At 73.2% G+C, this 24,844-nt stretch carries 22 protein-coding genes; 7 read left to right on the top strand and 15 right to left on the bottom strand.

The window, feature by feature from the left end; all coding sequences use genetic code 11:
* Position 1: 1 nt before the first annotated feature.
* Positions 2 to 1,126 carry a TetR/AcrR family transcriptional regulator gene (locus F6W97_RS23735; protein WP_155372606.1) on the bottom strand — a complete coding sequence of 375 codons (1,125 nt, stop codon included), beginning with the start codon at positions 1,124 to 1,126 and terminating at the stop codon, positions 2 to 4.
* 104 nt (positions 1,127 to 1,230) lie between these two features.
* On the opposite strand from F6W97_RS23735, the gene clpX reads away from it, so the two are divergent.
* On the top strand, positions 1,231 to 2,493 hold the full coding sequence (gene clpX, locus F6W97_RS23730) for an ATP-dependent Clp protease ATP-binding subunit ClpX (RefSeq protein WP_155372605.1): 1,263 nt from the start codon (positions 1,231 to 1,233) through the stop codon (positions 2,491 to 2,493).
* Between the two features lie 6 nt (positions 2,494 to 2,499).
* On the opposite strand, the gene F6W97_RS23725 is transcribed toward clpX, so the two are convergent.
* The gene (locus F6W97_RS23725) at positions 2,500 to 3,420 is read right to left on the bottom strand and encodes an ornithine cyclodeaminase family protein (RefSeq protein WP_155372604.1); all 921 of its coding nucleotides are present in this window, start codon (positions 3,418 to 3,420) and stop codon (positions 2,500 to 2,502) included.
* Positions 3,421 to 3,538: 118 nt separating this feature from the next.
* On the opposite strand from F6W97_RS23725, the gene F6W97_RS23720 reads away from it, so the two are divergent.
* Positions 3,539 to 4,912, top strand: a complete 1,374-nt coding sequence (locus tag F6W97_RS23720) for a sulfatase-like hydrolase/transferase (protein ID WP_155372603.1) — start codon at positions 3,539 to 3,541, stop codon at positions 4,910 to 4,912.
* A gap of 4 nt (positions 4,913 to 4,916) precedes the next feature.
* On the opposite strand, the gene F6W97_RS23715 is transcribed toward F6W97_RS23720, so the two are convergent.
* Positions 4,917 to 5,447 carry an NUDIX hydrolase gene (locus F6W97_RS23715; protein ID WP_155372602.1) on the bottom strand — a complete coding sequence of 177 codons (531 nt, stop codon included), beginning with the start codon at positions 5,445 to 5,447 and terminating at the stop codon, positions 4,917 to 4,919.
* Between the two features lie 171 nt (positions 5,448 to 5,618).
* Here F6W97_RS23715 and F6W97_RS23710 point away from each other — a divergent pair, with 171 nt between their 5' ends.
* Positions 5,619 to 6,410, top strand: coding sequence for an N-formylglutamate amidohydrolase (locus tag F6W97_RS23710; RefSeq protein WP_155372601.1), 792 nt, complete (start codon positions 5,619 to 5,621; stop codon positions 6,408 to 6,410).
* A gap of 10 nt (positions 6,411 to 6,420) precedes the next feature.
* On the opposite strand, the gene F6W97_RS23705 is transcribed toward F6W97_RS23710, so the two are convergent.
* Complete coding sequence (locus F6W97_RS23705) at positions 6,421 to 7,425, bottom strand: LacI family DNA-binding transcriptional regulator (protein WP_155372600.1); 1,005 nt, start codon at positions 7,423 to 7,425, stop codon at positions 6,421 to 6,423.
* Positions 7,426 to 7,972: 547 nt separating this feature from the next.
* Between F6W97_RS23705 and F6W97_RS23700 the strand changes: the two genes are divergently transcribed.
* Positions 7,973 to 9,163, top strand: coding sequence for a GNAT family N-acetyltransferase (locus F6W97_RS23700; protein ID WP_155372599.1), 1,191 nt, complete (start codon positions 7,973 to 7,975; stop codon positions 9,161 to 9,163).
* Positions 9,164 to 9,220: 57 nt separating this feature from the next.
* Here F6W97_RS23700 and F6W97_RS23695 read toward each other — a convergent pair whose 3' ends face one another.
* From F6W97_RS23695 to F6W97_RS23680, 4 genes are all read right to left on the bottom strand, one after another.
* A complete protein-coding gene (locus tag F6W97_RS23695) occupies positions 9,221 to 12,388 on the bottom strand; it encodes a hypothetical protein (RefSeq protein ID WP_155372598.1) in 3,168 nt (1,055 codons plus the stop codon).
* Positions 12,389 to 12,457: 69 nt separating this feature from the next.
* Entirely contained in the window at positions 12,458 to 13,813 is a 1,356-nt protein-coding gene (locus tag F6W97_RS23690; protein WP_155372597.1) for a GGDEF domain-containing protein, read from the bottom strand.
* A gap of 112 nt (positions 13,814 to 13,925) precedes the next feature.
* A complete protein-coding gene (locus F6W97_RS23685; protein ID WP_155372596.1) occupies positions 13,926 to 14,789 on the bottom strand; it encodes an alpha/beta hydrolase in 864 nt (287 codons plus the stop codon).
* A gap of 3 nt (positions 14,790 to 14,792) precedes the next feature.
* On the bottom strand, positions 14,793 to 15,491 hold the full coding sequence (locus F6W97_RS23680; protein ID WP_155372595.1) for a TetR/AcrR family transcriptional regulator: 699 nt from the start codon (positions 15,489 to 15,491) through the stop codon (positions 14,793 to 14,795).
* A 123-nt stretch (positions 15,492 to 15,614) separates the two neighbouring features.
* Here F6W97_RS23680 and F6W97_RS23675 point away from each other — a divergent pair, with 123 nt between their 5' ends.
* Positions 15,615 to 16,589: an extracellular catalytic domain type 1 short-chain-length polyhydroxyalkanoate depolymerase gene (locus F6W97_RS23675; protein WP_155372594.1), complete on the top strand. Its 975-nt coding sequence runs from the start codon at positions 15,615 to 15,617 to the stop codon at positions 16,587 to 16,589.
* Between the two features lie 94 nt (positions 16,590 to 16,683).
* Here the strand turns inward: F6W97_RS23675 and F6W97_RS23670 are convergent, their stop codons facing one another.
* Positions 16,684 to 17,661, bottom strand: coding sequence for an EamA family transporter (locus tag F6W97_RS23670; protein WP_155372593.1), 978 nt, complete (start codon positions 17,659 to 17,661; stop codon positions 16,684 to 16,686).
* Between the two features lie 86 nt (positions 17,662 to 17,747).
* Here F6W97_RS23670 and F6W97_RS23665 point away from each other — a divergent pair, with 86 nt between their 5' ends.
* Complete coding sequence (locus F6W97_RS23665; RefSeq protein ID WP_155372592.1) at positions 17,748 to 18,293, top strand: CGNR zinc finger domain-containing protein; 546 nt, start codon at positions 17,748 to 17,750, stop codon at positions 18,291 to 18,293.
* A gap of 127 nt (positions 18,294 to 18,420) precedes the next feature.
* Here F6W97_RS23665 and F6W97_RS23660 read toward each other — a convergent pair whose 3' ends face one another.
* Together F6W97_RS23660 and F6W97_RS23655 are read right to left on the bottom strand one after the other, a co-directional pair.
* A complete protein-coding gene (locus F6W97_RS23660; protein ID WP_230686904.1) occupies positions 18,421 to 19,185 on the bottom strand; it encodes a sulfite exporter TauE/SafE family protein in 765 nt (254 codons plus the stop codon).
* A 136-nt stretch (positions 19,186 to 19,321) separates the two neighbouring features.
* Positions 19,322 to 20,755, bottom strand: a complete 1,434-nt coding sequence (locus F6W97_RS23655) for a sigma-70 family RNA polymerase sigma factor (protein ID WP_155372591.1) — start codon at positions 20,753 to 20,755, stop codon at positions 19,322 to 19,324.
* Positions 20,756 to 20,951: 196 nt separating this feature from the next.
* Between F6W97_RS23655 and F6W97_RS23650 the strand changes: the two genes are divergently transcribed.
* Positions 20,952 to 21,467, top strand: coding sequence for a DinB family protein (locus F6W97_RS23650; RefSeq protein WP_155372590.1), 516 nt, complete (start codon positions 20,952 to 20,954; stop codon positions 21,465 to 21,467).
* 30 nt (positions 21,468 to 21,497) lie between these two features.
* Here F6W97_RS23650 and F6W97_RS23645 read toward each other — a convergent pair whose 3' ends face one another.
* The 4 genes from F6W97_RS23645 to F6W97_RS23630 all read right to left on the bottom strand — a co-directional run bounded on the left by F6W97_RS23645 (position 21,498) and on the right by F6W97_RS23630 (position 24,772).
* On the bottom strand, positions 21,498 to 22,541 hold the full coding sequence (locus F6W97_RS23645) for a coiled-coil domain-containing protein (RefSeq protein ID WP_230686903.1): 1,044 nt from the start codon (positions 22,539 to 22,541) through the stop codon (positions 21,498 to 21,500).
* A gap of 169 nt (positions 22,542 to 22,710) precedes the next feature.
* Positions 22,711 to 23,205: a GNAT family N-acetyltransferase gene (locus F6W97_RS23640; RefSeq protein ID WP_155372589.1), complete on the bottom strand. Its 495-nt coding sequence runs from the start codon at positions 23,203 to 23,205 to the stop codon at positions 22,711 to 22,713.
* A gap of 107 nt (positions 23,206 to 23,312) precedes the next feature.
* The gene (locus F6W97_RS23635) at positions 23,313 to 23,651 is read right to left on the bottom strand and encodes an RNA polymerase-binding protein RbpA (RefSeq protein ID WP_155372588.1); all 339 of its coding nucleotides are present in this window, start codon (positions 23,649 to 23,651) and stop codon (positions 23,313 to 23,315) included.
* Between the two features lie 116 nt (positions 23,652 to 23,767).
* Positions 23,768 to 24,772 carry an aldo/keto reductase gene (locus tag F6W97_RS23630; RefSeq protein WP_155372587.1) on the bottom strand — a complete coding sequence of 335 codons (1,005 nt, stop codon included), beginning with the start codon at positions 24,770 to 24,772 and terminating at the stop codon, positions 23,768 to 23,770.
* Positions 24,773 to 24,844 lie beyond the last annotated feature (72 nt).

The raw sequence follows: 24,844 nt of genomic DNA, 5'->3' as shown, positions 1-24,844 counted from the left end.
CTCAAACGGTGATCTTGCCTTCCTCCTGGAGCTCCGTGGTCGCGACGGCGAGGCAGGCCCCGTAACCCTCGGCGCGGGCGGTGATCCGTCCGGACACGACCCGCACCGCGCTCTCGGTGGCGTCGCTGACGGCGTCCACACCGGCCGCCGCGGCCAGTTCGCCGCTCTCGTCGTACACGATGCGCAGGCGTGGCCAGGCCGGGCGCGGGAACGCGGCGGTCAGGCAGCGACGCAACTCGGCCAGCATCAGCCGGGCCAGCGGCATCAGCTCGCCCGGCGTGCCGCTGACCAGGACCGCGGTGACCTGCTCCCCGGGCGGCGCGGCGCGCACCGCGTCCTCGACCGCGGCGAGCCGGTGCAGCCCGAGCACGGCCACCACACCGTCGAGGCCGAGGTCCACCGGCGTGCCGTCGAGCGCGTCGACGGGCGCGGTCTCCTGCTCGGCGAGGCGCGGCGACCACGGATCGTCGGACGGGCGCGGCGGTGGGACGTGGGCGGCGTACAGCGGCTGCCAGCTGTCGCTCAGGTCAAGCTCGCCGAGGTGCTCGCAGGTGGCGACGACGTGGAACGGGTCGACGAAGCCGGGCGAGGTCTGCGCCAGCACGCTGGCGCCCTGCAACGTGGTCAGCGCGGCCTCGGCGACCCGCACCCGCCGCTGCGCCGGTTCCGGCGTGCCGCGGCCGGCAGCCAGCCCCTCCAGGGCCAGCCCGAGCAGGATCGCCTGCAATTTGAGCAGCTGCGCGAAGGGCCGCCGGACCCGGTCGTCGTCGAGCACCTCGGGCACCAGGTCCAGGGCGGGCGGCGGCGCGCCCGGCACGCGGGTCGCCGGTGGCAGGCGGGCCACGGTAGCCCGCGCGTACGCCCCCAGCGCCTCGGCAAGCGTGCGGCCCGGCGACGGCTGCTGCTCGCCCGCGGCGTGCTCGGCGTCGTCGGCCAGCACGGCGAAGTAGAGGGCCCGCTTGCCCGGGAAGTTGGAGTAGACCGCGCCGCGGGTCAGCCCGGCGCGCTCGGCAATGCCGTCGACGGTGGCCTCGCGGTAGCCGCGGGCGGCGAACTCGGCGCGGGCCGCCGACAGCACGAAGGCGCGGTTGCGCTGCTGCGTCTCAGCCCTGGTGAGGCGGCTCATCCCCTGCTCCCGTGTCCCGACCGGTAAGCAACATAACGCGGCACTCGGATGTTGTCATCATCTGCCGGTATCATCTGAAGGTCGACGACCCCCGAGGAGCGCCCGTGACCCGCAGCGATGTGCTGGCCTGCTCCTTCTGCGCCAAGACCCAGCGGCAGGTCCGCAAGCTCATCTCCGGCCCCGGCGCGGTCTGCATCTGCGACGAGTGCGTCGGTCTGTGCAACGAGCTGATCGAGGAGGAGGCCACCGAGCAGGCGGCGGCCACCCTGCTGCACCCGCCGACCCCGCGCGACATCCACGCGGCCCTGGAGCAGTACGTCGTCGGCCAGGAGGCCGCGAAGACGGCCCTGTCGGTGGCCGTCTACAACCACTACAAACGGGTCGCCTCCCGCGGCGCGACGGCCCCGGCCGGAGAGCAGCCGATCGAGCTGGGCAAGTCCAACATCCTGCTGATCGGGCCGACCGGCTGCGGCAAGACCTACCTGGCCCAGACCCTGGCCCGCACCCTGGGCGTGCCGTTCGCGATCGCCGACGCCACCGCGCTGACGCAGGCCGGATACGTCGGCGAGGACGTCGACAGCATCCTGGCCAAGCTGATCCAGGCCGCCGATGGCGACGTCCGCCGGGCCGAGACCGGCATCGTCTACATCGACGAGATCGACAAGATCGCCCGCGGCGGCGCGGACCGCACCGCCGTGCGCGACGTCTCCGGCGAGGGCGTCCAGCAGGCGCTGCTCAAAATGCTCGAAGGCACCACGGTGCGGGTGCCGCAGCCGAACTCGCGCAAGCAGCCCGCGGAGGAGTTCCTCCAGCTCGACACCACCGACGTGCTGTTCATCCTCGGCGGGGCCTTCGCCGGCCTGGAGGAGATCATCGAGCAGCGCTCGCGGCGGCGCGGCATCGGCTTCGGCGCCAACATCCGCGCCGCCGAGCCCTCACTCGACGAGGTCATGCCCGCCGACCTGGTGACGTTCGGGATGATCCCGGAGTTCGTCGGGCGGCTGCCGATCGTGACCACGGTGCGCCCGTTCGACCGGGCCACCCTGATGCGCATCCTCACCGAGCCCCGCAACGCGCTGATCAAGCAGTACCAGCTGCTGTTCGAGCTGGACGGGGTGGAGCTGGAGGTGACCACCGACGCGGTCGCGGCCATCGCCGAGCAGGCCCTGCTGCGCCGCACCGGCGCCCGCGCGACCCGGGCCATCCTCGAGGAGATCCTGCTCAACGTGATGTACGAGGTGCCCAGCCGCGACGACGTGGCCCGGGTGGTGATCGACCGGGCGACGGTGCTGGACAACGTCAACCCGACGCTGATCCCCCGTGACCACCCCGTCCGCCGCCGCGCCCGCCGCGCCGAGACGGCCTGACGAGCCTCAGCCGAGCAGGTCGATGGTCACGGCCTCGGCGCGCGAGAGCCGCCGGTAGACCGCCCACAGCAGGGCCAGATCCTGCCAGGGCAGGCCGACCGGGGCGTACACGGTCGGCCGGTCGGTGCCGTCCCGGGCGGGCAGGTCACCACGCAGCACGTCGCCGAGCGTGCCCGCGGCCACCCCGGCCTCCAGCCCGACGTTGCCCAGCGCACCCGCGGCCGCGGCCAGCGCCAGGTCGTCGACCACCACCCGGCTGGCCAGCAGCAGGTCCGCGGGCAGCTCGACCTTGCCCGGCTCGTCCGCGCCCAGCGTGGTCAGGTGCTGGCGCGGGCGCACCTCGTCGGCGCGCAGCAGCGGGCGGCGTGACCAGGTCGCCAGCACCACCACGTCGGCGGCCAGCGCGACCGCCGACGCGCTCTCCAACGGCAGCGCGCCGACGTCGGCGGCCCGCGCCGGGTCCAGATCGGTTGCCACCACCTCCCGCCAGGTGCGCAGCCGCCGCAGCCCGGCCACGACGACGCGGGCCTGCGCGCCGGCCCCGACGAAGCCGAGCGTGCCGGCCGCCGGATCGGCCAGCAGGTGCGTGCCCAGGGCCGCGGCCAGCCCGGTGCGCCAGGCGGTGACGGCCGCCGAGTCGGCCAGCGCCAGCAGCTCACCCGAGCCGAGGTCGTGCAGGCAGACCACGCCGCGCAGCGCGGGCGAGGCGTCCGGGAACTTCGCGTTGACCTTCACCGTGTACGCGGGCACCCCCGGCAGCAGCCCCGGCATGAGGCAGGTCGCGGTCCCCGGGCCGGGCAGCTCGGTGCGCACCCGCAGCGGCGGCTGCACCGGAGCGGGCGCACGGAACCCGTCCGCGAGCAGCTCCAGCACCTCGTCCACGTCGACCGCTCGGTCGACGTCGGATCGGGTCAGCAACACGGTCACGTCTGGAACGCTAGTGCCGCCGCGGGTCGCCCGAGTCGCAGGTCGTTAACAAACTGATCACGTCATGAACTGGCGTTTCAGCCGGACCAGCCGATGACCTTGCTGAAAGGTTGTGCTGATGCGATACGTGATGCGCCGCACGCGGCGGCTCGCCGCGGTCCTGGCTGCCGCCCTCGCCACGGCCGTGATGCTGGGCCCCGACCCGGTCGTCGCCCACCCGGCCCACCCGGCGGCGGCACGGCAGACCCGGCCGAACGTGCTGCTGGTGGTCCTCGACGACGCCCGGCCCGAGGGCATGGCCGCGCTGCCGCAGACGATGGCCTGGCTGGCCGACGGCACCGCCTACCCGAACACCGTGGCGGCCACGCCGAGCTGCGGCCCCAGCCGCGCCACGCTGCTGTCCGGCCGGTACGCGCACAATCACGGCGTGCTCCACCAGGCCGACGTCGACCAGCTCGACCACAGCCAGACGCTCCAGCACACCCTGCACGAGGCGGGCTACGGCACCGCCGCCGTCGGCAAGTTCACCAACAACTGGGCGCTGGAGCAGACCCCGCCCGGCTTCGACCACTCGGCCCTGGTCGGCGGCGGGTACACCAACGCCCGTTTCATGGTCGACGGGAAGCAGCGGCGCGTGCCGTACTCGACGACGTTCATCGGCCAGCAGGTGAACAACTACCTCGACGGGTTCGAGGCCGACGACGCCAAGCCGTGGTTCCTGTACGCGGGCTTCACCGCGCCGCACGCCCCGTGGATGCCCGAGCCGCAGTACGCCGACCGGCAGTTCGACTGGGAGCCGGGTCCCGCCGTCGGCGAGGCCGACCGCTCCGACAAGCCGGCCTACGTGCGCCGCCACCGCGCGGGCCGCGCCGCGGCTGACGCGATCCGCCTGGGCCAGCTGCGCACCCTGCTCTCGGTCGACGACGCGCTGACCCGGGTCCGCCGGCACCTGGAGCGCCTCGGCGAACTCGACGACACACTCGTCGTGCTGGTGTCCGACAACGCCAAGTTCTGGGGCGAGCACGGCCTGGACGAGAAGTTCATGCCGTACGCGGCCGCGTACCGGGTGCCGCTGTTCCTGTCCTGGCCGGGGCACCTCCCGGCGAGCTCCGACGAGCGGCTCGCCTCGACCGTCGACCTCACCCCGACCGTGCTGGCCGCGGCCGGGCTGACCGCCGACTACGTGCTCGACGGCCACGACCTGCGCGGCGACGTCCGGCGCGAGGCGACGCTGCTGGAGTACTGGCAGGACTCGCACAACGGCGGGTTCCCCACCTGGGCCTCCCGGGTCGCGCCCGGCGAGCGCCAGTTCACCCGCTACGTCGACCTCGCGGGCAGGCTGCTCTCCCAGGAGTACTACGACCTCGCCGCCGACCCTGGGGAGCTGGTCAACCTGCTCGGCGACGCCGACCCGGGCAACGACCCCGACGTCAGCGCCGACGCGGCGACCCTGGCCGCCTGGCAGAAGTGCGCGGGCACGACCTGCCCGTGAGCGGTCAGCCGGTCTGCGCGCGCCAGGCCTGGTGGCGGTGCCAGGCCTCCAGCCCGTCGGGCACCCAGTCCCATTCGGGCAGCCGTTCGGCGATCTCGTCCTCGGTCAGGAAGGCGTGCCAGGCGACCTCCTCGACCTGCGGGTCCACCGGCCCGTCGCAGCGCACCTCGTACAGGGCCGAGAACCAGGAGTGCTCGGCCGTCTCGTAGAGGAAGGTGAACAGCGGCCGCGGGGCGGGCAGCCCGGACACGCCGAGTTCCTCCTCGGCCTCGCGCAGCGCGGCGTCGTCGTAGGTCTCCCCCGCGCCGACCACCCCGCCGACGAACATGTCGTAACGCGACGGGAAGACCAGCTTCTGCGCGGTGCGCCGGTGCACGAACAACCGCCCGTCGCCGGTGCGGGCCAGCACGAACACGCAGCGGTGGGTGAGCCGCCGGGCGTACGCCTCGGCGCGCGTGGCCTGCCCCACCACCCGGTCCTGCCCGTCGACGATGTCCAGCAACTCCGCCGCCGACCGCGGCTCCTGCTCACCCATGCCGCCATTCAACACGCCCACCGTTGATCATGATCAACCGACTTGCCCGGCACTCGTGCGCATCTTGAAGGCGCTTTCGCCCAGGTGCCCGGCAAGTCCGACGATCGGGCCGCTGAACCGGCGAGTGTCGCACCCGCGGGATACCGTTCTGGTGATCTTCAGGAGGTTGGCATGTCGGTTCCGGTGTTCCGCGTCGACGGCGGGGACGCGTCCTCGCCCGTCGTCCTGCACGTGCCGCACTCCTCGCGGCAGATCAGCGGGCCCGCCCGCGCCTCGATCGCGCTAGACGACGCCGAGCTGGTCGCCGAACTCGATCACATGACCGACGCGTGCACCGACCTGATCGCGGCGCGGGCGGCCGCGGCGGCCCGCGTCCGGCCCTGGATGTTCGTCAACGAGTGGTCGCGTCTGGTCGTGGACCCGGAGCGGTTCCCCGACGAGCGCGAGGAGATGGCCGCGGTAGGCATGGGCGCGGTGTACACGCGCACCTCGCACGGCAGGCGGCTGCGCCCCGACGATCCCGCCTTCGCGCAGCGGCTGCTCGACGCGCACTTCCACCCGTACGCCCAGGGCATGACCGACCTGGTCGACGAGCGCCTGGCCGCGACCGGCCGCGCGATCGTCGTCGACGTGCACTCCTACCCCGCGCTCGCGCTGCCGTACGAGCTGCACGGCGACGGCCCGCGCCCGCAGGTGTGCCTCGGCACCGACCTCGCCCACACCCCGCCGTGGCTGCGCGACGCCGCCGCTAGGGCGTTCGCGGGGTTCGAGGTCGCCTTCGACACCCCGTTCGCCGGCTGCTACGTGCCGCTCAAGCACCACGGGATCGACGACCGCGTGTCGGCGCTGATGGTGGAGCTACGGCGCGACGTGTACCAGACCGAACCCGGCGGCGAACCGCACTCCGGCCTGGACCGGCTGGCGGCGTCGCTGGCCGCGCTGGTCGACGCCCTGGAGGCGTGACGGCCCCGGTTCAGGCGGAGGCGCGGCGGACCAGGCGGGTGGGCAGGATCAGCGGGTGGGGCTCCTCGCCGGCGATCAGGCTGAGCAGCATCTTCGCCATCTCCCGGCCGAGCCCGTGGACGGGCTGGTGGACCGTGGTCAGCTGCGGATCGGTGTGCAGCGCGGTCAGCAGGTCGTCGAACCCGATCACCGCGACGTCGCCGGGCACCGTACGCCCATGGGCCTTCAGAGCGCGCAACGCACCCGCCGCCGTCGCGTCCGACCCGGCCACCACCGCGTCCACCTCGGGGTACGCCGCCAGCAGCCGGGTCATCGCCGCGGCGCCGCCGGCCTCGGAGAAGTCGCCGTGCTCGACCCGGGACGGGTCCAGCCCGGCCACCGCCATGGCGTCGAGGTAGCCGCGGTGGCGGGCGGTGCCGGCCTCGGTGTCCATCTGGCCGGTGATGACGGCGATGTGCCGCCGGCCGAGGCCGATCAGGTGCTCGGTGGCCAGCCGGGAGCCACCGCGGTTGTCGGCGTCGACGTACCAGCGCGGTTCGGCGTGCAGCGGACGGCCGCCGAAGACGACCGGGACGTCGTGCTGGTCGGCGAGCGCCGCCAGGGGGTCGTCGCCGTGCAGCGCCATGAGCATGACGCCGTCGGCACGCCGTGACCTGAGGATGCGCTGCAGCCGGGCCTGGCCCTGGGTGGTGTCGGCCAGCACCAGGAGCAGTTCGAGCTCGGTCTTCTCCAGCTCCGCGTTGACGCCCAGCACGATCTGGGCGAAGAACGGGTCGGTGAACTGCGCCGGATCGTGATGGGACAGCGCGAGCACCACCGCGCCGACCTGCTGCGTGGCCAGCGCCCGCGCGGTCGGGTTCGGCACGAAGCCCAGTTCGGCGACGGCCCGCTCGACGGCGTCCCGCTTGGCCTGGCTGACGTGCCGGGCGTTGTTTATGACGCGGGACGCGGCGGAACGCGACACACCCGCCCGTGCCGCGACCTCGTCGAGCGTCGGCTGACGCTTGGGACCCATGGAGCGGTGACACCCCTCTGCGGAGACGGTGGCAAGAGCGTACGCGCCGCCGCAGGGTTATTGGAAGCGCTCCCGGGCCCTACTTTCCGGCCGGGACACGGAGCGGCGCACAGGACACCCGGCTGTTGCCGGTGTCTCCCGTGCTGCGACGGCTCAGGCCCAGCGCAACCGGCTCGCCCGGGAACCGGGGAAAACCGGGAGCGCTTCCAGTTGCAACATAGGAGTGTCGGGTTAAGACGTCAAGACAAGTGTCCGAAACCTTCGACAGCACCAGCCGAACAGTGGCCCAGCCTGGCCTACCCGACACAACCGTAACTTCCACCAACTGGAACCGCTTCCAGTCTTGCCCACCCCTCGCCTCCGGCCCACCCGCGCCCGCGCCCGGGTCCGGGTCCGGGTCCGGGTCCGGGTCCGGGTCTGCAGTTTCGGGGAAACTGAGGCTTCCGCCCGCCGGTTGCGCGCAGATTCCCCGAAACTGCGGGCCGCCCGGCGGGCCACGGCGGGATAAAGGCGGGACGGGTGGTGAGGCGGCTGGCAGGATGGCCGGGTGACATACGAGGTGCGGCCGCTGGGGCCGGAAGACGACAAGCTGGTTTGGGACCTGGGCAGCCTCGCCTTCGGCTACCACGAGCAGCCCATTCCTGACGGTTGGAACCCGAATTCCGCAGGTCGCCGTGCCCTCGGGGTGTTCGACCCGGCCGGTCGGCTGGTGGCCAAGGCGGTCGACCGCGAGCAGGGCCAGTGGTTCGGCGGGCGGATCGTGCCCACGTGCGGCGTCGCCGGTGTCGCGACCGCGCCCGAGCTGCGCGGACGCGGGCTCGGGCGGCTGGTGCTCACCCGGCTGCTCGAAGGCGCGCGTGAACGCGGCGCGGTGATCAGCACCCTGTTCGACACCACCCCGCTGCCGTACCGGGCGCTGGGCTGGGAGGAGGTCGGCGCGCTGACCTACTGGACGGTGTCCACCCGGGTGCTGGCCGGAATCCGGCCCGACCCGAAGACCACGCTGCGGCCGGCGACCGAGGCCGACATCCCGGCCGTGTACGAGCTCTACCGCCAGGTGGCCCGCGCGGGCACCGGCCTGATGGAGCGCTCCGGTCCGGCGTTCGGCGCGACCCCGGCCAAGGTGCTGGCCGACTACCACGGCTTCACCGTCGCCGTGGACGACGCGGAGACGATCGTGGGTTATGCGAGCTGGGATCGCGGCCCCGGCTACGACGCGAGCGGCAAGCTCACCGTCGACGACCTGATCGGCCTGACCCCGGAGGCGACCCGCACGCTGCTGGCCATGTTCGGCGGCTGGGCCAGCGTCGCGCCGACCACGGTGCTCCGGCTCGGCGCGACCGACCCGGCCTGGTCGCTGATCGCCCGGATCGACGCCGAGGTCACCACCGCGCAGCCGTGGATGGTGCGCGTCGTCGACGCCGCCGGGGCCGTCGCGGCGCGTGGCTGGCCGCGGCACCTGACCGGCGAGGTCGACCTCGACCTGGTCGACGACGTCTGCCCGTGGCAGCAGGGCCGGTGGCGGCTGGCACTGTCCGGCGGCGAGGGCAGCCTGGAGCCAGGTGGCGCGGGCACGGTCCGGCTGACGTCGCGCGGCCTGGCCGCCTGGTACGCGGGCGCGGCCACCCCGGAGCAGTTGCGCCGCACCGGCTTCCTGAGCGGCGGCGACCCGGACACCGACGAACTGCTGCGTACCGCCACCGCCGGCCCGCCGCCCACCCTGCACGACTACTTCTGACGCTGTTAAGAAGGGCGCCTTCTACATCGCACAGCGATGTAGAAGGCGCCCTTCTTTTCACGCGGTGCGGGGGTGACGGCGGCCGATGGACAGGAGCAGGCCGCCGGTGGCGAGGGCGAGGCCCGCGTACGCGGCGTAGACGGGCAGGTCGGCGGGGATGCCGAGGTAGACGGTGATGCCGAGGATGCGGGACAGGCCCCACGGCAGCAGCGCCATCTGGTCGTTCCACACGGTGAGCGCGCGTTCCAGGCCGGTGAAGGCGATCAAGCCGCCGAGCAGGCCCAGCGCCACACCCATCGCGAGCAAGGTGAGGCCGACGGCGCGGCGGCGCAGCAGGCCGTACCGGTCGCGCAGGACGACGGCGGTGGCGACGAACAGCCAGCAGAACGCGGCGAACGCGACCGTGATGTAGACCGTGCGCAGGGTGGGTGAGGTCCAGAAGGCGAACCAGTACTTGCCCGGACCGCGTCCGGCCAGCGCCGCCAGCAGGAGCACGCTGCGCAGCAGCGCCACGCCGCCGAGCACGGCCCACAGGTGGAACGGGTCACGCCGGCCGACGACCAGCCGGGCCACGGCGGCGAACAGCAGCCACCCGCCCAGTGTCACCAGCAGGTGCGCCGGGGCGGCGAACCAGGTGTACACGGCGCGGCTCGCCACCAGTACGAACGCGGGCACCAGCCAGACCAGCACCCGGTCCAGCCGCGACGGCGGGGCGTCCAGCAGCGCCACCCGCCACGGGCGCACCGCGCCGAGCAGCAGCGCCCGCGCGGCCCGGCCGCCCCGGCCCCGGCCGCGCAGGCCGAGCAGGAACACGATCAGGATCAGCGCCAGCAGGCCGCGGGCCGCCCAGGCCATCGCCGGATCGCGGTCGGCCCGCACCGCGCCGAGATCCGCGGCGGTGAAGTTGTACGCGGGCAGGTCCAGGTCTCCGCCGTAGCGCTGCGCGTGCACGTCGCGGGCGCCGCGGTACACGGTCTCGGCCTGCCGCCAACCGTCGTAGGCGGCCTGGGCTCCGGTGTCCAGCCACTGCGCGTGCCGCAGCACCATGGCCCGGTACGCGCCCAGCGTCTCGAACAGGTTGACCTGGTAGTCCAGCGTGCTGGTGAACGACGCCCGCAGCTGCGGGTCGCGCCAGGTCGCCGGGTCCGTCGCGGCGACCAGGTCGCGCATGCGCCGGGCCAGCACGACGGCCTGCTCGCCCTCGGCGATCGTCTGGTCGACGCGGCCGCCGGTGACGGCGTAGATGCTGTCGAGGGCCGCCGAGTCGCCGGTGGCGATGTCCCACTCGAAGATCCACATCATCGGTGGCGGCTCCAGGCCCAGCGCCTTGACCGTCTGGTCCGCGTACGGCCCGAGGTACAGCCCCTTGGTCAGCGCCTCCCGGGACAGCGCCATGGCCTGCCCGAGCGCCGCGACCGTGGCCGGGTCACCGGAGAACGTGCGGTACGCCCAGTCCGCGGTGAGCTGCGCCGGGTCGGCGGCGGGGTCCCAGGCCAGCCGCGCGACGGCGTACGTGTTGAGGTCGTACAGCTGCCAGAAGCCCGTGCGCAGGTAGAGCGACATCGGGCCGGCGCGCAGCGGGCCGCCGTCCTGGGTCCAGTTCCAGACGCCCTCGACCTTCGGGTTCGCCGCCAGGAACTCGCGCAGCGCCTGCCGGTGCAGCACGCCCAGGTCGTTGGGCAGCGAGCCGAAGCCCTCGAACTCCCGCCGCGCCTGGAACTCCACGATCCGGCGGTGCTCGCCCGCCAGCAGCGTCGCGTTGAGCGGCAGGTGGCTGTAGAAGTCGCCGAGGGTGTACTTGGTCGACACGATCAGGTGCGGGTCGTCGAACCCGCCCAGCACCTGCGCGTAGGACTCGGGATTGGTGTGCAGGTCGCCGACCGCGCCGACGCCGACGGTCCAGGTCCGGAAGATGACCTCCCGGTCGGCCCGGCCGGCGGTGTCGAGCAACGCCCGCAGCATCGCGCGCACCGCGGCGTCGGTGGTGACCGCCAGCCGCGACGAGTAGTCCCAGCCGTTCTGTGCGTACACCTCGCCGCCCTCGCCGATGCGCACCATCAGCCCGTCCACGAACGGCAGGCTCTCGAACAGCTCGGCCAGCCCCGCCTGGTAGACGGCCCACAGCCGGGGATCGGCGACGTCGAGCCCGCCGACGGTGCGCGTCAGGTACGCCTCCAGCGGCGGCGACACCGCGAGCATGTCCGTGAGCAGGAAGACCTTCATGCCCATGTCCTCGGCGTACCGGAAGACCGGGCCGAACGCGGCGACCAGCGCCCTGGCCCGGTCGACGTGGGTGTCACCGGCCGGGTACACGGCGCGGCCGTCGCCGACCTTGGCGAACGTGACGTACTCCAGGAAGCCCGGCACGACCACGCCGTTGTAGCCCTGCGCCGCGGAGTGGTCCACGAACTGCCGGAACTGGGTGCCGATCCGCGCCACCGCGACCGGGTCGACCCAAGGGGCCTGCGGCAGCAGGGCCTCGCCGACCACATCGGTGTTCAGGTTGTAGTCGTCACCCGCCCCGAACGCCGCGGCGTCGGGCTCGCGCCCGACCGATCCGGCGTCGGTCAGCCGCAGCCCCAGGCGCGGCGTGACCACCCGGCCGTCGTCCCCGGCCGGCACGACGGCGACGCCGGAACGGATCCGGTCGGCGACCCGGTACAGCCCGTCCGCGGTCCCAGCCAGGTCGGCGCCCTCCACCGCCAGTTCCGCGCCGCGTGCGGTGATCCGGTAGGAGTCGGTCGCGGGCGCGAGCGTCGCCAGCACCCCGGCCCGCAATGTGGCCGGGCCGCCCGGCGCGGATGCCCCGACACCGTTCGCGCCGGGGTTCACCCGCGCTGCGGGCGTGGTCGTGCTTGTCGTGGTCGCCGTCCCGGCGGGCGTCGTCGCGGTTGCCGTCCCGGCGGGCGTCGTCGCACCGGGCGGCGACGGCAGCCTGGTGACCGCCGGGCGGGGCAGGCCACGTGCGGCGACGGCGTCGGCGACCGCGTCGGCGGCCTTGGTCAGGCGCAGCAGGTCGGGCACGACGATGGAAGTGAGCGGCGGCGCGGGCACGGGCTCGCGCTGTGGCGCGGCGGCCGGGTCCTCGCGCGGCACGGCCGCCGGGGTGTGGCTCAGGCCGAGCGCGTCCCCGACGCCCCAGGCCACCCCCGCGCCGAGCAGCAGCAGGACGACCGCTGCGGCGAGCAGCGGATACGGCTTACGGGCGCGGGGAACATGAAACACGCTCGCATCGTAGTGCCCACCGGACCCACGGTTGGATCACGATTTCCCAACGGAACCGCGCGCCCGACGTCACCGGCCCGCGGGCTGCGGCGGCGGCCCGCTCACACGATCCCGCCCGGCCCGCTTGGCGTGGTAGAGCGCGTCGTCGGCGCGTTCGAACAGCTGGTCGCCGGTCCGCGCGTGCCAGGGGTAGCAGACCACCCCGATGCTCGTGGTCGCCATGAGCGTCGCCCCGGCGTGCACCACCGGGCAGCGCGCGATGGCGGTCCGCAGCCGCTCGGCGGCCGCCATCGCGTCCCGCTGGCCGATGCCGGGCAGCAGCACGCCGAACTCCTCCCCGCCGAGCCGCGCCGCCACGTCCACCGCCCGCAGCTCCCGCACCAGCAGCGCCGCCACGGTACGCAGCACCTGGTCGCCCGCGGGGTGGCCGTACCGGTCGTTGACCGACTTGAAGTGGTCCAGGTCGAGCATCAGCAGGCAGACCGGCGTGCCGCTGCGGTCGGCGTACGCCAGCGCCCCGGCCAGACGTTCCTCGAAGGAACGCCGGTTGTGCAGGCCGGTCAGCGGGTCGCGTCCGGCGAGGTCGGTGAGCGCGGCCTTCTGCACGGCGATGCGATCCGCCATGGTGTTGAAGGCTCCCGCCAGCTCCCCCAGCTCGCCGCGGCTGCCGACCAGGGCCCGCGCGCTGCCGTCCCCGGCGGCCAGCAGGTCCGCGGCCCGGGTCAGCCGGCGCAGGTCCCGGACCAGGCCACGCGAAAGCAGATAGCCCAGCGCCAGCGCCGCGCCCATCCCGGCCAGGCTCGTGGTGACGATGATCTGACGGGTCTCGCCGCCGGCTGCCAGCAACTTCCGGTAGAGGGGGGTGTACTCCAGCAGCACCGCCCCCACGATCTTGTGGGGCGTGGCGCGCATGGGCACCGCCACCAGCTCGATCCCGCTCGGGAAATCGGCGTTGAGCTCGCTGAACGCGCGCGGCATGCCGTCGCGCATGGTGGCGGCGACCTCGCCGCCGCGGTCCTCGGCGAAGAACCGGCCCTGGTTGGCCGGGACCGCGTCGGCCAGCACCCGCCGATCCAGGCCGACTATCTCCAGGTCGCGGTTGCCGTCCCGGTTCACGCCGCTGACGTACTGCTGCAGGCGCGCGGGCTGCTGGTAGAGCAGCGCCCGGCCGGTCCCGACAGGCTGGGTGACCATGTGCGCGACCTGCTCGGCGACGTTCTCGGCCTCGATCTGGGCAGCTCGCAGGCTGGCCGCGTGCTGCTCCCGGATGGCGACCAGGCCGACCAGCGGCAGCAGCAGCGCGACCGCCAGGAACGCGACGGTCAGCCGCAGGCCGGTCCGGGCCAGCGGCGCGCGCAGCGCGCCCGGCAGGGGCGACCGCAACGCCGCCACCCGCCGGTACGCCAGGCGGAACAGGTTGATCATCTTCGGCCGCTCAGGCGACCGGGTCGGTCGGCACGCATCACAGCTCCCAGGACGGGACCCCAGGTCAGCGGGCCTACTACTTTAGCTCTGCTAACTACCTGCGGACAGGGCGTCAGGCGAGCTCGGTCAGCCGTCGCGCGATGACTTCCGCCGGGCGATCGGTCATCAGGATCGTGTAGTGGTTGGTGTCGGCGACCAGCTCCGGACGAAGCTGCGGCGCCTGCGCCGCCCAGTGATCCACCACCGGCTGCGGCAGCAGGCCCGGCTCCTGCCCGAACATGCCCCGCGGGGCGTACAGCAGCGTCGCGGGCAGGGTCAGCTTCACCAGGTCGTCGCCGCTCGCCGCGCCGTTGACCAGCAGGTCGCGGCCGTCCGCGTAGACCGCCTCAGAGCTGGTCCGGGAGCGGATCGCACCGGGCTCGCCGACCGCGTCGTAGCGGACGTACTCGGCCATGTCGTCGTTCCAGTCCCCGGCCAGCGCCGGGTGTGCCTGGAAGAAGGCGACGTAGGCGTCCACCGACGGGTAGGTCTCGCGCAGCCGGGCGACGGCGGGGCCGATGGTCAGCTCCAGCAGCCGGTCCGGGTCGAACTCGGCGGGCACCGGCAACGGCAGGCCGCCGTCGACCAGCACCAGGCGGCTGAACAGCTCGGGCCGCTGCGCGGCGGCGCGCAGGGCGGCGTACGCCCCCATCGACTGCCCGGCCAGCGCGACCGGCGCGCCCAGGTGCTCGGCGACGGCGGCGAGATCGGCGGCATGCGCGTCCATGCCGTACGGACCGGGCAGCCCGGCACTGCCGCCGCGGCCGCGCAGGTCGACCGCGACCAGGCTCCAGTCCTCCGGCAGGTGCCGCGCCACCGCGCGAAACGACATCGCCGAGGCCGTGATGCCGTGCGCGGCGACCGCGATCCGCGCGCCCTCGCCGAAGCGCAGCGCGTGCAGCGAACCGCCGGACACCGGAATCTCGATGGAGCGCATGGGTCAGCCTTTCTTCACAGGGATGGCGTCCGCCGCACGGGCGGTCTTCGTGCCGGGAGCGGCTGCCGCGCCCGCGATCTGGAGTGCGTAACCGGCGTACGTGTCGGCGACCTGGTCGCGGCTGTACGGCTGGTCGGGGCCGAACCAGTGCGCGACCTGCATGCCCATCGAACCGATCGCGGTCGCGGCCAGCAGCGGGTCGGCGACGTGGAACACGCCCTGCTCGACGCCGAGCAGCAGCACGCGCAGGCCGAGTTCGCGCGACTGCTCGCGCAGCGCCAGGGCGGGGGCGGCCCGTTCCGGCGACAGCGCGTGCAGCTCGGCGTTGGCGACCAGGGCCAGCAGCGGGAAGTCGGCGTGCGCGCCGACCTGCGCCCGCACCAGCGCGGCCAGCTGCGCGGCGGGCCCGGACGGGCTCTCGACCAGCGCCTGCTGCAGGCGACGGTGCAGCTCGGTGTGCCCGAGCAGGACCAGCTCGGCGAGCACGTGCTCCTTGGCGGGGAAGTGCGCGTACAGGGTGGCGGAGTTGATCCCGGCGCCCCCGGCGAGGTCGCGGATGGACGTGCCGTGGAAGCCGTACTCGGCGAACAGCCGCAGCGCCGACAGCAGGATCCGGCCGCGGGTGCCGGGCGGGGTGACGCCCTCGGGCAGCTCGACGGCGACGGCACTCAGCCGCCGCGGCTCCCACCGGGGTGTCGTCACACGTGCTCCTTTACCGATCGAACGATTGGTTGACACGGTAACCGACCGGGCGCATAGTCGCTAGCAATCCTGCTACCCAATCAATCGATTGGTTGGCAACTGGAACCGAGAGGAGAGCGCACCGTGTCTGTCCCGTCCCCGGACCGCACCGCCGTTCCACCGCTCCGCCGCATCGCCACCCACGCCGCCACCGCACTCGCCCTGCTCCTGGCGCAGCTTGCGGTCCCCGCCCCGGCCCACGCCGCGGGCGGGTACTTCCATGGCGTCTACGCGAGCATCTACGGCACCCGTGACTACCACGGCTACGTGCCGTCGTCGTACCGTCCCGGCACCCCGATGCCGCTGCTGGTCGCCCTGCACGGCTGCACCGAGAACGACGTCGGCTTCGACCTGCTCTCCGGCTGGAGCGCCGAGGCCGAGGCCCGCGGCTTCATCGTGGTCTTCCCCGACCAGAGCAACGTGGTCAACCCCGCCACCTGCTGGAACTGGTTCCTGGAGACCAACCAGCACCGCGGCTTCGGCGAGCCCGCCATCATCGCCGGCATCACCAACCGGATGCGCTCGCAGTACACCGTCGACGCCCGGCGCATCCACACCACCGGTGTATCCGCGGGCGGGGTGATGGCCAACATCATGGGCGTGACCTACCCGGACCTGTTCGCGTCCGTCTCCATCATGGCCGGCTGCGAGTACGACTGCGACGTGCTGCAACTGCAGACGGCCCAGGAGTCCGGCCGCAAGGCGCGCCAGGAGATGGGCAGCCGCCTGCGGCCCGTGCCCGCGATCATCTTCCAGGGCACCGCCGACCTGGTGGTCCCGCCGTCCACGGCGTACCGCATCGCGGAGCAGTGGACGACCGTGGCGGGCGCCGACCCGGTCGCCGACACCGTCGTCACGGGCCAGGTCCCCGGCGGCCGTACCTACACCCACCTGACCTACCGGACCACGTCCGGCCAGCCCCTGGTCGAGCAGTACATGATCGACGGCGCCGGCCACGCCTACCCCGGCGGCTGCCCCTGCAGCCTCTACGGCGACCCCACCGGCCCCGACGCCACCGCGCTGTCCTGGAACTTCTTCCTAGCCCACCCCAAACCCTGACCCGAAGCAAAGGAAGGGCACCTTCACATCGCATAGCGATGTGAAGGTGCCCTTCCTTTGCGAATCGCTCGGGCGTGCGGCCCTGACCTGCGCGCTAGCGGCCCTGGCCCGCGAGCACCGGCTCGGCGGCGGGCACAACCCCGTCCGCCGCCTGCGGCGCGGGGCGCAGCTCGTCGACGCGCACCAGCACCACCCCGCCGATGATCAGCGCGCCGCCGAGCAGCTGCACCAGCACCGGCAGCTCGCCCAGGAACAGCCAGGCGATCAGCACGGCGAACAGCACCTCGGTCAGCCCGACGAACGACGACAGCCGCGCGCCCAGGATCCGGGCCGCACCGATGCCGGACACGTACGAGATCACCGCCGCGACCAGCGACAGCCCGACGATCGGCACCAGCCAGCTCATCCGCTCGCCGGCGAAGGTGACGTCACCGAAGGTCGCCCGCAGCGGCAGCGCGCCGAACGCGCCCAGCGCCAGCAGCACCACCGCGCCGATCGCCATGCCGCTGCTGGCCATCGCCACCGACGGCAGCTGCTCGTCGACCCGCGCGCTGAGCACGAAGTAAGCCGCCAGGCCCACCGCCGCGCCCAGGCCCCACAGCACGCCCACCGGGTCGATGCCGCCACCGCCGGTCAGGTCGAGCACGAAGAACAGCCCCAGCATCGCCGCGGCCGAGCCGGCCAGGGTCAGCCGCCGCGGCCGCTGGCCGTGGCGGGCCCACATCCAGAACACGACGAGGATGATGCCGAGGTACTCCAGGAGCAGCGCGACACCGATGGGCAGGTAACGGACGGCGTTGAAGAAACCGACCTGCGCCCCGGCGACGGCGAGCAGCCCGAAGACGCCGACGGAGCCGAGGTTGCGGCGCAGCACGTGCCACTTGCCGCGCAGCGCGAGGACGGTCGGCACGGCCAGGATCAGGGCGGCGATGCCCACCCGGGCGGCGACCGCGGCCTCGGCCGACCAGCCCGCCTCGATCAGGGACCGGGCGAAGGTGCCAGAGGTGCCGAACGTCAGCGCGGACAGCAAAGCCAGACCGAAGCCGACACCGGCGGAGCGTTGGGTCTGCATGGAAACACCTCGGAGAGTGCGATAAGCGTAATAACCAAAACATGGCTATGCTCATGACACTAGGCCGATCAGTGACAGGAGTCAAGATGCTCTTTGCCCATGACACCGAAGTCGCGCTGGTGGCTGCCGCCGCACTGGTCAACACCACCGGCTCGGACGGCGAGCAGCTGCCCGACCTGGCCGCGCTCGACGACTTCTTCCGGGCGTACGGGTGGTCCGGCGGGCGCGAGCACACCCTTGCCGAGCTGCGCGCGGTGCAGGACCTGCGCCCGCGGCTGCGCCGGATCTGGGAGGCCGACGAGGACGAGGTAGTCGAGATCGTCAACACGCTGCTGCGCGAGTCACACGCGCTCCCCCAGCTCGTCAAGCACGACGAGTGGGACTACCACCTGCACGCGACGCCCGCCGACGCGCCGCTGGCCACCCGGATGGCAGTCGAGGCTGCGATGGCGCTCGTCGACGTGGTCCGCGGCGGCGAACTCGGCCGCCTGCGTGTCTGCGACCACCCCGACTGCGGCAACGTCGTCGTCGACCTGTCCAAGAACCGCTCCAAGCGCTTCTGCGACGCCGGCTGCGGCAACCGCGCCGCCGTCTCCGCCTACCGCGCCCGCAAAGCCGCCGCCCGCCCCTGACCCCGGCCTGCCGCCGCCCGGCGCCCCCACCTGCCGCAACTTTTAAAGAGTCGCGCCTTCCGGAGCCTCCTGTGGCCGCAAGTCTTTAAGAGTTGCGCCAGGCGGGGGGCAGGGCGGGCAGGCGCCGTCAGGTGAGGAGTTGGATCATGGCGGCTAGGCCGATGATGACGATGAGGGTGCGCAGTACCGTCGGGGGGAGGCGGCGGCCCCAGCGGCCGCCGATGAGGCCGCCGACGACCGAGCCCGCGGCGATCAGCAGCGCCGGCTGCCAGGCGACCATGCCCAGCGCGATGAACAGCACCGCGGCCACCCCGTTCACCAGCGCCGCCAGCACGTTCTTGATGCCGTTGACCCACTGCAGGTCGGTGGATAGCAGCACCCCGAGCAGGCCCAGCAGCAGCACGCCCTGGGCCGCGCCGAAGTAGCCGCCGTACACGCCTGCGCCGAACACGCCGAGCAGCAGCAGCGGCCCCACGTGCCGATCACGGTCGGGACGGCGCAGCGCCAGCGACCGGGCCAGCCGCGGCTGCAGGATCACCAGCACCAGGGCCAGGCCGATCAGCACCGGCACGATGGCCTGGAACGCGGCCGGCGGCAGCCACAGCAGCAGCACCGCGCCGAGCAGCGCGCCCAGCACCGAGGCGGTGCCCAGGCGCAGCAGCAGCGGGCCGTGCCCGGCCAGTTCCCGGCGGTAGGCGTACGCCCCGGACAGCGAGCCGGGCACCAGGCCGACCGTGTTCGAGACGTTCGCGACGACCGGCGGATACCCCAGGGCCAGCAGCACCGGGAAGGTCACCAGCGTGCCGGAGCCCACCACCGCGTTGATCGCGCCCGCGGCCATCCCGGCCAGCAGCACCGCCACACCCTCGGCGACGGTCAGCGTCGTCTGCATCGTTGTCGCGCCTTCCCCGGGCCGGTCGACGCCGACAGGTCGCCGCCACCCGGATCCTCATGATCCGATGACGCGAGCCTAGGCGGCCGGAACCGGTGTCAGCCCTCGACGCGGTGAAGGTCACTCCCGATGCCGGTCAGCGGAAGCCGAACATCTGGGTCCAGTAGTAGCGGTAGGTGCCGCCGGTCGCCCGGCCCGCGCCCATGGCCTTGTACGAGCAGTTCAGGATGTTCGCCTTGTGGCCGGGCGAGTTCATCCACTGGTTCATGGTCGCCTTCGCGGTGGCGTTGCCCGCGGCGATGTTCTCCGCCGACGGCTGCGTGTAGCCGGCCGCCTTGGCCCGGTCCCACGGGGTGACCCCGTCCGGGGTGGTGTGCGAGAAGTAGTTGCGCTTGACCATGTCGGCGCTGTGCAGCCGGGCGGCCTTGTCCAGCTTCGGCTCGGCGCGCAGCGCACCGCAGCCGGCGCTCTTGCGGGCCTGGTTGACCAGCACCAGCAGCTGCGCCTCCAGCGTCGCGGGGCCCGCGGCCTTGGTCGGGCTCGGCCGCGCCGACGCGGAGGCCGACGGCCCGGCGGACGGCGAGCCGGACGGGCTCACCGGGGACGCCGAGGGCGACCCCGGAGCCGACGGGGATGCGGCCCCGGGGGCGACACCGGCCGCGGCGGCCGCGGTCCCGGTCCGGTCGGCTTGCGGGCTTTCGAGTGCCAGCGGGACGAACGCGTACACGCCGGTCGCGGCCAGCACGGTGGCCGCGGAACCGAGCGCCAGCTTGCCGGGCAGCCGCAGCCCGCGCGCGCCGGCGGCGGCGATCGCGGCCGCCGGGCTGGTCTGCGCCGAGCTGCCCGGCACCGGGCCGTCGGTGAGCGCCAGCAGCGCGGCGAGCACGGCGTACGCGCCGTTGCGGGCGGACAGGCGGCGGCACTGGTCGCAGCCCCGCACGTGCCGGTCGACCTGGGACCGCTCGCGGGAGGTCAGCCGCCGGCGGCCGTGCACGATGGCGTCGAGCCCCGCGCAGCGGCCGTGCCGGCGGGCGATGAGCACCGTGCGCACCGCGCTGCCCAGCGCCGCGCGCGAGCGGTGCACGAGCACCGCGGCGTGGGCCGTGCCGACGCCGAGCACTTCGCCGATCTCGCGGCTGGACAGCTCCCACCGCACGTTCAGTTCCAGCACCGCCCGCTGGCGCGGTTCGAGCCCGTGCGCGGCGGCCCAGACCAGCTCGTACGCCTCCCGCTGCTCGGCGGCCTGCTCCGGGTGGCGGCCGGGGGTGTCGTCGACCAGCAGCGCCGGATCGGGCAGCGGCGCGGGCGCGACCCGGGCCGCGACCGACATCGCCCGGCGGTACGCGATGGAGAACAGCCAGGTCCGGATGACGTCGGGGTCGCGCAGCTTGGCCAGGTCACGCCACGCGACCAGGAACGTCTCCTGCACCACGTCCTCGGCGGTGTGCCGGTCGCCGACCTGCCGGAACACGAAGCCGAGCAGGCCCGGCCGGTACAGGCGGTAGAGCCGGTCGAACGCCTCGCGATCGCCTGCCGCGGCGGCCCTGGCGAGGGACGTGTCTGACCGCATGACTGCCTCCCGAGGTAGCGGTGTCTGCCTGGTAAGTCCCGCCACCGGTCGCGCCATTACACCCAACGCGAGAAATTCTGTCCACGCGAGAGCCGCTCCCGGCCCGCCAGGCGGAGATCGGGCCCCGCCCGTGCCACGCAGGCACTGCCCGGTTACGCGTCCGGCCGATGTCGGTGTCCGCGCCTACGCTGTCGCGATGACGAGTGAAGAGATCGGGACGCCGCCTCGGGTCCGGCCGCCGGAGGACGGCGCCGAGCGCGAGACCCTCGCCGGGCTGCTCGACTTCCTGCGGGCCACGGTCGTGAGCAAGGTCGCCGGGCTGACCGACGAGCAGGCCCTCAGCCGCCCGGTGGCGGCGTCCGAGCTGACCCCGGCCGGGCTGGTCCGGCACCTGACCGGGGTGGAGCGGTTCTGGTTCAGCATCGACTTCGCCGGGCTGGACGTGCCGTGGCCGTGGACCGAGGAGCAGCCCGACGGCGGTTTCCCGATCCCGCCGGGCGAGACCCTCGCCGCGATCGTCGCCGGTTACGTGGCCGAGTGCGAGCGGTCCCGGCACGCAGTCCGCGACGCAGCGCTCGACGAGCGTGCCCGGGGCGAGGGCAACACCTTCACCCTGCGGTACGCGTTCGCGCACATGGTCGAGGAGACCGCACGCCACTGCGGTCACCTCGACCTGCTGCGCGAGAGCATCGACGGGCAGACCGGCCAGTGAGCCAGGCCGTGTTGCCCTAGGCCGTGTTGCCTAGTAAACGGACAGGTGCACGTGGTCGGTGTGGTCGGCCGACGGCGAGTCGCCGCAGCTCGACCCGGTCGGCGAGTAGCGGTGCCAGCCGCCGCCGGTGGCCGTCCACACCTGGCAGAACCAGATGACGTACATGACGCCGAGCGCGCTGGCGTTCTTGACGAAGTACGCGGCGAGCTTGTTGCCGTAGGTGCGGTCGCCGCCGGAGGCCGTGCCGCCGAAGCCGCCGGCCGCGGCCGAGAAGTCGCAGGCGCGGCCCTTGGGGTGCTCGTACATGTCGCCGGGGCGCCAGCACGAGGTGTACCGCTTGAACCCGTCCTCCCGCGCCTGCTCGTAGGCGTGCAGGGTGCGCGGGGTGATGCAGGCGCTCGACGACGGCCGGGTGGGGTCGTTGATGCTGCACACCTCCTTGGGCCAGCTGCCGTCCGCGTTGCGCTTGGCGGGCTTGGCCAGCGGCGAGTCCGGGTCGACCCAGCCGCGGGTGGCCTCGCCGCCCAGGGCGCTGAGCGCCTTGTCGGCGGCCTTGCGCAGCTTCGCCATCTCGGCGAGGTGCTTGGCCTCCTCCTTGACTGAGGCGTCCACGGCGGCCTTGGCCGAGTTGATCTCGGCACGGACCTGGACCAGCTCGCTGATGCGGGCCTCGTCGCGGGCGGTCATCTTCTCCAGCGCCGCCGAGCGGGTCAGGAACTCGTCGGGCGAGGTGGCGTTCAGCATCACGCCGATGACGCCGAGCCGCCCGGACTTGTACGCCTCGGCGGCGTACTTGGCGACGCTGACGCGGACCCGGGTGTACCGGTTCTCGGCCGCGAGCAGCGTCTGGTTCATGGTGGTCTGCTCTTTTTTGGCCTTGAGCATCGCCGCCTCGGCCTCCAGGTACTGCCCGGCGGCGCTCTCCAGATTCTGGCGCGCCTGGGCGACCTTCGTCGACGGGATCTCGTTGGGCTCGGCGTTGGCGGGCGTCCCGAACCCGGCGACCAGCAAGACAGCGGCCACGAGCAGGGCGAACAGGGACGCGGGGCGGGGGCGGCGCACCGGGGTGGGCACGTACAGGATCCTTCCGTCGTCCGCCGCGCAGGAACCGGGCGCGCGGCGGCGGCCGCCAGGGGTGAGGGGAACTCTGCACGGGCGCGGCCGCCAGGCAGATTACCCCGATGTGGCGGCGCGGGAAAGTCTTCGAGGTCGCGGTACGTGACCACGGAGCCCTCACTCGGCCCTAACTCGCTGAGATCACCAGGTCACGGAAGTAGTGCATGCCCGGTCGGTCACCGACAGTGATCGGTCCATCGACGGTGAATCCGTTGCGCCGGAGCACCGCGGCGGAGGCGGCGTTGTCGAGGGTGGTCCTGGCGGTGAGCCCGGTCAGCGCGTACTCCCCGGCCGCCAGCTCGCAGACGCGCGCCACCATCGCCGTGGCCAGGCCCTTGCCGGCGGCGTCCGCGGCGATCCGGTAGCCCAGCTCGGCACGGCCGTCGGCGACGTCGACCAGGTTGACCCGGCCCACGATCGCTCCGCCCGGATCGACCACGACGTGGAAGTGATGCTGCCCGGCGGCCTGCTCGGCGAGGATCGCGGCGTGCCGCTGCGGGAACTGCGCGAAGTAGTCGTCGCCCCGGTCGGAGATGGTCCGGGCGAACCAGGCCCGGTTGGCCGTCTCGAAGGCCAGCAGCGCCGGGGCGTGCGCGGCGGTGAGGCGCTGCAGTTCGTGCATGCGCCGGGACGCTACCCGAGCGGACCGCCGCCCGCCCCGGGTTATCGGGGGCATACGAATGCCGACGCCGGTCCAGGGGGACCGGCGCCGGCATCGGCGTTGTCGGGTCAGCGACCGCGCTTGGTGCGCACCTCGGCGAGGCGCTCGTTCAGGATCTCCTCGAGCTCCTCGATCGAGCGGCGCTCCAGCAGCATGTCCCAGTGGGTACGCGGGGGCTTGACCTTCTTCGTCTCCGGCTCGGTGCCGTCGACCAGCCGCGCCACGGCCCCGTCGAACTTGCACTCCCACGTCGAGGGCACCTCGGCGTCCACGGCGAACGGCACCTCGAACCGGTGCCCGTTCACGCACGAGAACTCACGGGTCTGCCGGGGCGCGAACTCGGTGTTACGGTCAGACTCGTAGCTGACGGCGCCCAGTCGGCTTCCCCGCAGCACGCGCTCGCCCATACCAGCTCCTCACAATCGAAATGGTCTCCGGTGAAGCAACGACGCGCACACCCGTCGTGTTTCCCCAGCGGCAGACGACAGTACGCGCCCCGCGCCAGACACGACAAGCCGCCACGTCATGCCCCGGCGGCGTCCAGGCGGGCTGCCTGCTCGTCGGAGAGCACCACGTCCAGCGCGGCGTGTGCCGTCTCATACTGCTCCAGCGTGCGCGGACCCACCAGTGGAATCATCGTGGGCGACGAGCGCAGCAGCCAGGCCAGCACCACCTGGTTCGGGGTGGCGCCGACCTCGCCGGCCACCGCGGCGACCGCGGCCAGCCGCGCCTGCGCGTCGGGTCCCTGGTAGCTGTCCATGGCCCAGTGCCCGGCCCGCTTGTCCGCCGAGTCGTAGACCCCCTTGAGGATCGGCGAGTACGCCACCAGCGACAGGTCGTCGTGCTCGCGCAGGTAGTCCAGCTGCTCGTCGTCCACGATGGAGGCGGAGTCCAGCCCCGCCTTCGGGCGCAGGTAGGTGTGCTGCTGCTGCAGCGCGACCGGGGCGGGCCAGCCGTTGGCCGCGCACAGCTGCCGGATCCGCTCCAGCCGCCAGGTGCGCACGTTCGACCAGCCGATGTACCGGGCCTTGCCCGCCGCGACGATGCCGGCGAGCGCCTCCAGGGTCTCCTCCAGCGGGGTGCGCCGGCTGTCGACGTGCACGTAGTAGAGGTCGACGTGGTCGGTGCGCAGCCGCCGCAGGCTGTCGTCGATGGCCTTGGTCAGCGTCGCCGCGCCGGTGCCCTCGAACCGGCTGCGGGCCAGCGCCCAGTCGGGTCCGGACTGCCCGTCGCGCCAGAGCCCGTCGGAGTCCCAGACCATGGCGCTGCCCTTGGTGGCCAGGAAGACCCGGTCCCGGCGGCCCGGCAGCCAGCGGCCGAGCAGTTCTTCGCTCTCCCCGCCAAGGCTGCCCTCTCGCGCCCACCAGCAGTAGCAGTTGGCGGTGTCGATGAAGTTGCCACCGGCGTCGAGGAACCGGTCGAGCATCTCGACGGAGGTGGGCTCGTCGGTGCTGGTTCCCATGATCATGGCACCGAGGGCGAGCTGGCTGACCTGCTCACCGGTGCGCCCGAGTTCTACGGTTTTCATGCGCTGCCTCCTCGATCGTGTACTCCCGCCACGCTAGAAGCTGGAGCGCGCTCCAGGTCAAGCCGGACAGCA

Source organism: Catellatospora vulcania (genome assembly GCF_009720385.1).
GTDB classification, from domain to species: domain Bacteria; phylum Actinomycetota; class Actinomycetes; order Mycobacteriales; family Micromonosporaceae; genus Catellatospora; species Catellatospora vulcania.
Note: the sequence above shows the minus strand (reverse complement) of the source record. Positions and strands in the feature narration are given on the sequence as shown.

Coding starts and splice junctions, on each gene's coding strand:
- F6W97_RS23735 (WP_155372606.1), bottom strand. CDS start 1,126: ATGAGCCGCCTCACCAGGGCTGAGACGCAGCAGCGCAACCGCGCCTTC.
- F6W97_RS23720 (WP_155372603.1), top strand. CDS start 3,539: ATGCGATACGTGATGCGCCGCACGCGGCGGCTCGCCGCGGTCCTGGCT.
- F6W97_RS23715 (WP_155372602.1), bottom strand. CDS start 5,447: ATGGGTGAGCAGGAGCCGCGGTCGGCGGCGGAGTTGCTGGACATCGTC.
- F6W97_RS23710 (WP_155372601.1), top strand. CDS start 5,619: ATGTCGGTTCCGGTGTTCCGCGTCGACGGCGGGGACGCGTCCTCGCCC.
- F6W97_RS23705 (WP_155372600.1), bottom strand. CDS start 7,425: ATGGGTCCCAAGCGTCAGCCGACGCTCGACGAGGTCGCGGCACGGGCG.
- F6W97_RS23690 (WP_155372597.1), bottom strand. CDS start 13,813: ATGATCAACCTGTTCCGCCTGGCGTACCGGCGGGTGGCGGCGTTGCGG.
- F6W97_RS23685 (WP_155372596.1), bottom strand. CDS start 14,789: ATGCGCTCCATCGAGATTCCGGTGTCCGGCGGTTCGCTGCACGCGCTG.
- F6W97_RS23670 (WP_155372593.1), bottom strand. CDS start 17,661: ATGCAGACCCAACGCTCCGCCGGTGTCGGCTTCGGTCTGGCTTTGCTG.
- F6W97_RS23665 (WP_155372592.1), top strand. CDS start 17,748: ATGCTCTTTGCCCATGACACCGAAGTCGCGCTGGTGGCTGCCGCCGCA.
- F6W97_RS23660 (WP_230686904.1), bottom strand. CDS start 19,185: ATGCAGACGACGCTGACCGTCGCCGAGGGTGTGGCGGTGCTGCTGGCC.
- F6W97_RS23655 (WP_155372591.1), bottom strand. CDS start 20,755: ATGCGGTCAGACACGTCCCTCGCCAGGGCCGCCGCGGCAGGCGATCGC.
- F6W97_RS23650 (WP_155372590.1), top strand. CDS start 20,952: ATGACGAGTGAAGAGATCGGGACGCCGCCTCGGGTCCGGCCGCCGGAG.
- F6W97_RS23640 (WP_155372589.1), bottom strand. CDS start 23,205: ATGCACGAACTGCAGCGCCTCACCGCCGCGCACGCCCCGGCGCTGCTG.
- F6W97_RS23635 (WP_155372588.1), bottom strand. CDS start 23,651: ATGGGCGAGCGCGTGCTGCGGGGAAGCCGACTGGGCGCCGTCAGCTAC.
- F6W97_RS23630 (WP_155372587.1), bottom strand. CDS start 24,772: ATGAAAACCGTAGAACTCGGGCGCACCGGTGAGCAGGTCAGCCAGCTC.